General features: G+C 46.8%; 1 protein-coding gene. It reads right to left on the bottom strand.

The window, feature by feature from the left end:
- Positions 1-96: 96 nt before the first annotated feature.
- Positions 97-7,392, bottom strand: a complete 7,296-nt coding sequence (locus QUB39_RS21180) for a DUF4347 domain-containing protein (protein ID WP_333240789.1) — start codon at positions 7,390-7,392, stop codon at positions 97-99.
- Between the last annotated feature and the right edge of the window lie 92 nt (positions 7,393-7,484).

The following is a 7,484-nucleotide window of genomic DNA, read 5'->3' as shown; positions in this document are numbered from 1 at the left end:
CCGCCCGTCCACTCATGACGGGCGGGACGCCCATCCCACTTTCAAGAGTGGAAGTTATTTAATTCTCATTCCTAAGTGCTTAAACCCACATCTTTCTCAAATCAATGCGAAATTAACGGCACTAATACTGCTAGCAGAAACTCCGGCCAGAGAAGCCAAAATCTCCCCTGTTTGTGCAAACCGGATTAATGTTGCATCGCTATCTTGGACAATGGCCAATTGCGAGAAAGTCAGCCCGTTACCCAATACTAACAAGTCTTGACCGACTTCAAAGTCAGCAACAGTATCAATACCCGAATTGGTAGATAATAAGAAGCGATCGCTCCCTACATCCCCTACTAAGGTATCATCGCCCAAATCGCCACTGAGGAAATCGTTACCCTGACCTCCTAGCAGAATATCATTGCCTTGACCGCCGTAGAGGGTATCGTCGCCCTTTTCACCAATTAGGATATCTTCACCTCGATTGCCAGAAAGGAAGTCATTGCCGGCACCACCAGTCAAAGTATCAAAACCCTTTCCGCCGTAAAGCGTATCGTCCCCAATTCCACCATCTGTTACGTCGTTGCCTTGATTGCCATTCATCCAATCATTGCCATCAAGGCTAAACAGCAAGTCATTTCCTTTTCTACCGCGCAATATATCATCGCTAGCACTTCCCATAATGGTATCATCGCCATCTGTGCTTTCGGTAGTATTTTCCCCATCTTTAACGAATTCAATACCGCTTTCTGGGAATGGTTCTTCGGGTGTAGATGGTGTACTGGAGTCATCAGTATCTAAAGTATTGCGGACTGTTGGATTGTTAGCTGTCGCCGACTGAATTTTGGTATTTAGAGATGCACCAGTATTTTCGGAAATCGCCGACTGAATCGTCTTATTTCCGGCTGCAACTTGCAGTAAATCTTGGGCTACTTCTCCTTGTGCGACTTTTTGTATGCGGGCGATTTCTGTCGCGGCATCTGAGGGCGAGGAATTACTGGAGGCGATCGCACCTATTCGCTGATTTCCCTCTGCAATAATTTGGGCAGCATCCGAAGCAATACTAGAGAGTTGCGGTGCTTGCAGTTGACTCGTCGCCGACTGAATAATCGCTTGCAATTGTGTGGAATTGCTTAAATCGAGAGTGCCAGATTGAATTTGATTGGCAACGGCGGAAATTACGCTAGAGGCAATCTCATTTTTCGCGGTATTTGAAGCACCGCTAATTAAATCGGTGACTAAAACAATGGTATTTTGTACCTGAGAGTGTGCTGCATAAACCGCCAAACCGTTCGGGTCGTTTTGAGTAATTGCCTCTAGCGGGTCGTAGCTAGTCAAGTCAATTCCTGACGACACTCCCAGTGCAGCTTTTACCTGAATTTGCGCTTGATTAGGGTCAGTACCTTGCTCGACTAACTCGGTCAGTAGAGTAGTTAACGGAGTAACTACTGTAGCATCTGGTGTGGCAAATAGGGGCGTTTGCTGTGGCAAATAAGTAGAGGTATTGATGCCGTCTATGAGTACAATTTTGCCTTCATCCGGTTCGAGGTCGCCGCTATTATTTTTGTCGAATTGGTCAAGAGAGACATCTAAGTCAAAGCTGCCATCTGCGTTAGTAATTGAGAAGGGTTCGTTGTCATCCTGAACTCCATTAAAGTCGGCATCGAAGAAGACTGTCGCGCCGGCCATGTAACCGTTAATTGCTCTGCCCCTAGTGCTAGAACTCGGCCCCAAACTAAACTTAGCTAACTCAAATGTGGCAAAGTTATTATCGTAGACTGTTTTGTAATCTAATCCACAAGGATAAGATATACTGAAGCGCTTCCCAAATACTTTGAAACTTTTATCACAGAATTTGACTGAAATGGACTTAACTTGAGCACCCAAGAAAGCATTAACTTGTCCTGTTACATCAAACAGTTCCGAGGGTTTGCTGATGCGGGAAGTAATTTCCGATGTTCGGATTTTGCCGTCGCCACCTTGTTTCGGTTGGAATTCTCCGATATCTATTAAGTCAATGCCGACTTTTCCTTGAATTCCACCTTTGACATAGCCCTCGGCAATGCCAACATCTATCCCAGCACCCACGGCAATACTAGCGTCAAGCCTGAGTTCGTCAACATCTCGTCCTGTGCCGTCAGCATTTTCGCGATCGCTCACATAAAATCCATCCAAAAGTTTGTCAGCAGAACCCGCAGCAAAATTCGAGTTTTTCCACTCGCTTAATCCGTAGGTATCGTACCCAAATCCTAGATGAGCTGAAGCACTAAACTTGCCTTCCAGTAAACCCTTGATCGGCCCCCAGATTGGAAACTTTTTCTCAATATTAAAGTCAAAACCCAGTTTAGGCATCTGGTAGCTTAAAATCGGAACATCCGGTTTACCTATCAGCAATTGAATCGCGGTTTCTGGTTTGGTCAAGAGTGGGATATCAAAGCCATCAATATCTTTTAAGGCATTTAAGAACTCCTTGACCTTGCCGCTTGTTTTGGAGTTAATTTGTTGGTTGGCTGTTTGCTGTACAGCAGTCGTTGGGATCGGGGAAGCATTCTGAAGATTCGCACTGTTATCGACAACATCTACATTCCCCAGAGTGTAAGAACCCAAATCGATTTTATCGGGAGAATTCGCTATTTGGTTTGCCAAATCAACAACTTTATCAACCTTGGCAACCGCATCTAAAAAGCGAGTATCGATATCGCGACCAGAGATTTTTGCTGCCAGTTCTAGTACGCTGACTTTGCCATCCCCATTTTTATCAAATTGCCCAGCCAGACCTAGTTTAGACAGTAACTTGGTGTCGGCATTGAGGAAGTTGATAACTGGCCGAAATGGTTTAATAACATCGGAAATTTTACCGATAACTGGTTTGGCAAAATTATTGACAAATGTCCCCAAATCAAGTTGCATATTGTTAAATGCAACGGTGGGTTTTTGCGGCCCGGTTAATTGACCGTTAGCGTAATTTAGGATGGGCCAATTAACTGCTAAGTCGAAGTTATAGGAGGGGAATGCAGCATTGCCGTTGATGCTGGTTTTTGCTGTGAGACCGAGATTAGCATTGCTCGTTAAGTTGGCATTGAATAAGTCTTTAAACTGATAGTTGCCTTGCAGTTCTGGCAAGGTGAGGCGAGATCCATCATTCGGGCCTGCCAGATTGTCTAAGTCATTGAGCTTGACTTCAAGGTTGGCATCGACTTTAGTAGGGTTGTTGGTATCGTTAGCCAGGTCAACTTGGAAAAAACCTAAGTTGCCTTTTGCCTTGAATTGGTCATTTAGGCTCAAGTCAATGTTGGCGGTTAACTTAGTTTTTTCAGTATCTATGTAGCAGCCGAAATCTTTACTAACACCAACTCCCAGGGACAAGTTGAAGTTGTATTTTGATTTTGCTTTTCCATCTACATCTAAGCTTAATGCCGGCACTCCTAAGTTTTTAGAGAGATTGAGATCGGGAAACTGATATTGCTTGCCAAGAGTAATTAGCAAGGTACTTTCATTAGCACTAGAAGTCCCAGTTAGAGCAACATTGAAAGTCGAGCCAAGTGCAGTGCGGAGGCTACTTTCTAACTGACTCAGACTTTGATTTCCATGATTTTTAATTGTATCGACTAACTTAGTCTTGAAGTTGCCAATAAAATCTGGGGAAATGTCCTTGAGCGGGCCGACAATGGGTAGGTTAACTGCCTGTAATTGGTCGTCAAGAATTTTCTCAAGTTTATCCAATCCAGCTTCTACGCCGCACCAATTCTTCTGTGTGTCGATGGTATCAACAGGTGTCGGTGGTGTCGGTGTTGGCGTCGGAGTACCAGTTGTCGGCGTCGGAGTATCAGTTGTCGGTGTCGGAGTTGGAGTATCAGTTGTCGGTGTCGGAGTTGGAGTATCAGTTGTCGGTGTCGGAGTTGGAGTATCAGTTGTCGGTGTCGGAGTTGGAGTATCAGTTGTCGGCGTCGGAGTTGGAGTATCGGTTGTCGGCGTCGGCGTCGGAGTACCAGTTGTCGGCGTCGGAGTTGGAGTACCAGTTGTCGGCGTCGGAGTTGGAGTACCAGTTGTCGGTGTCGGAGTTGGAGTATCGGTTGTCGGCGTCGGCGTCGGAGTACCAGTTGTCGGCGTTGGTGTGGGCGTGACTGGCGTCGGCGTTGGTGTCGGCGTGACTGGCGTCGGAGTTGGAGTATCAGTTGTCGGTGTCGGAGTTGGAGTATCAGTTGTCGGCGTTGGTGTCGGCGTGACTGGCGTCGGTGTCGGCGTTGGCGTTGGCGTCGGTGTCGGCGTGACTGGCGTTGGCGTTGGTGTCGGCGTTGGTGTCGGTGTCGGTGGCGCTACATCATCATTAGTAATAGTTGTGGTAGCGGTAGCAGTGGTAATTGTCGGTGTAGAATCTAATACCGAGGGCTTTGACAGCGTAACCTCAAGGGTTTCATTGGCTTCGATCGCCGCATCGCCTAAAACATCGAGAGTAATGGTTTTCGATGTCTCGCCCGCTGCAAAATTAATCGTACCAGTCGCAGCAGTTGCACCGGATGTGCCGCCGATGTTGTTGTAATCGCTGACGTTTGTAGCAGTACCTGCGATCGCATAATCTACTGTGCTCGCCAACTCAGTGCTACCGCTGCGGGTAACAGTAAAAGTGGCAGCAGTTTTGCCTTCATTGCCTTCTGTAACGGTTGCAACACCAGCACTAATCGCGTAGTCGATCGGATTAAGCAGAATTGTCACCTTGCTAGCACCCGATCCGATGCGATCGCCTGGCCCGGAAATCACCCTGTTAAATCCGGCGTAAATCTCCGAATTGACTGGCCCGCCATCATCAGGTTGACCGTTGAGAGCATAAAGATACGGCGAATTCAGGCTATTTTTTAGCCCGCTTTTGTTATCCCACCCAAGTTGTTCATTACTGACTTCAAACTCGACACGGGAACCGTTGGTGACCAAGTTAGGCACATTTCCTGGGGTAAGGAATCCGCCAGGGGGTGTATTGTAGTCATTGCCGTTAACGCTCATATTTGCGTTAACAATCTGCATCTCGGCATCGCGGCTTTGAGTGCTGCCATCCCCTCCATAGCCGCCGTTTGACGCAGAGTCGCCGATATTTACCGTCCATCCTGACGGAGTTTTGTCGTATTCAACGATAAATTTCGCTTTTTTGATTTTGCCGTCAAAATTGATTTTGGCTACGGCTTCTAACCAACTATCTGCGTTTGAGTCTGTCGGGGTATTTACTATAGAAATAAACTGGTTTGCCCCACCGGTAATTGTGCCTGTTTTGAGGTCGATTTGGTACGAACTCAAGCTTGAAGGCTGATCGTTTGCTGCAATAGTTAGTGTGGTTTGTTTGGTTGTACCGGCAATGCCTCCGGTGATTGTGCCCAAGTTGAGGATTGCGGTTTCGGCGTTTTCAACTATGTTGTCGGGTTTGATAGTAAATGCAACATTCTGAGTGAGTGCGTCACCTGTTGCACCTGCGGGGAAAATTATCGAGGTAGGGGAAAAGGTGTAGTCGGAATTTTGGGTGGCACTGCTGCTGGGGTCGATGACAATTGGTACAACGACATCGCCCAAGGGTGTGCCGCCACTGAGAGTGACAGGAATATTAACTACTGTGTCTGTTGCTCCTTCAGTGTCGCTGTAAGTTGCAGCCCCGAAATTAACTGTATTGGGTGTATTCAGCAGCACCGAAACGTTATCTGAACCAAGGTTTGTCACCGCTAAATCGGGCCAACCATCCCCGTTCAAATCTTTCGCACTAACAGCAGTAGGACCAGAGCCCGCATCTAAATCAGCAGTCTGGGTAAATGTGCCGTCGCCATTTCCCAACAAAGCTGAAACCTTATTCAAGCCATTTTTAGCTATAACCAAATCTTGCTTGGAGTCGCCGTTTAGATCCGCAGTGGTGACAAAAGTGGGACTCGAACCCACTGGAATTTCTGTAGTAGTAAAGGCCCCAATACCTCTTCCCAGCAGAATTGAGATGCTGTTAGAATCAATATTCGCCACAGCCAAGTCGGGGAAGGAGTCGCTGTTAAAGTTCCCCACAGCCATAGAATATGGTCGCGACCCCACTGTAAAGTTGGCGGCATCTCTAAAACTCCCAGTGCCATTCGCCATCAGAATTGAGACGCTGTTAGAACCAGTATTGTAGCTGGTCACAGCCAAGTCGTTTGTGCCGTAGCCAAAGTCATCGACGGCAATAGATTGAGGTAATTGTCCTACCAAAAAGTTTTGAGGCGTCCCAAAAGTGCCATCAATATTCTGCAATAGAATTGAGACTACACCATTAGTACTGGGGACACCTGTGGCGCGATTAGTCGCTACAGCTAAATCTTGCCGACCGTCATCATTAAAATCGCTCGCAGCAATGTAATTAGCATTACTCGTTGGGTTCAAAGATACATTCACAGGAGAACCCAAGCCACTGCTACTCCCAAAAAACATTGATACAGAACCATTGCCATTATCTACAACCAAGTCGTCATAGACATCTGTATTAAATTTAGCAACAGCGAGGGCATTTCTCCCCTGTGGCAACAGAGTAGCGGCGCCAAAGCTACCCGTGCCATTTCCTAACAGAATTGATGTGCCAGTACCGTTAAGGCTGGTGGAAGCGCCACTGTTAGTCACAGCTAAGTCCTTTATTCCGTCGCCGTTAAAATCTCCGACATCGACGAAGACAGGATCTGAACCTACCGGAAAATTACTCGCAGCACCAAAACTATTCAAAACATACTCGTAACCCGCTAATACTTCGGCTTCAAATACGAGTGGCGTTTCTATTGAACCGGTTCTGACTTCCAGTTCCCAGTCCCCGCCTTTTGCTACACTTCCGGTGAGGTTTTGGGAAGCCGCAACGTTTGTATTTGTGAGTTGGGCAATTCGTTGGATGAAGGCGAAACCGTCTATATCTAAATCTCTCGCTTGTTCCCCGATACCGCCGTTCGTTTCAACCCCCGTCTCATAGCGAAAGTCCTCGCTCAGGGACTCAATAGCCGCCTTGTTTCCAGTCGGTTTCAACCGACTTGAGCTTTGAGCCTGGGAATTCATTCCCTGGCGGACTTTCGGGTAAGCGCCAGAGGCTGATGCGACATTACAACCGTAAATCAGAATGTCCGCACCCAGATTTAAAGCACTCCGCCACTGCTGCAATTTCTCGGAATAAGTTTCCACATTATCTGCACTCAAGCAGCCATTACCCAATTGCAAGCTGCCGGGAGCACCGTGAGAAACTATGTGAATGCTGTCAATATTGGTACGAAGAGCTAAAATTTGAGTAATTTGGTCGATCGCATCTTTATTCCCATCCAAAACGACTACTTCCGTACCCGGTTTTACCCCAGCGACTAAACTTTGATAATTTTCTACTTGAGTGTCGATAAAGGCGATCGCACTTGGTGAAACTTGATTATTTAAAATTGGCATAATACACCTACTGGGGGTTAAAAAAAGACAATGATTTCCCTGTTTCGCGACGGGTATGCGAAACTATTTGTCAATGTTGTAGTAACCCTAAC

The sequence above is a fragment of the Microcoleus sp. AT8-B5 genome, from assembly GCF_036705565.1.
Lineage (GTDB): Bacteria > Cyanobacteriota > Cyanobacteriia > Cyanobacteriales > Microcoleaceae > Microcoleus.
This window is presented reverse-complemented; position numbering and strand designations above follow the sequence as displayed.

What these genes read in the sequence shown, in the direction of transcription:
- QUB39_RS21180 (WP_333240789.1), bottom strand. Translation starts at nt 7,392, where the DNA reads ATGCCAATTTTAAATAATCAAGTTTCACCAAGTGCGATCGCCTTTATC.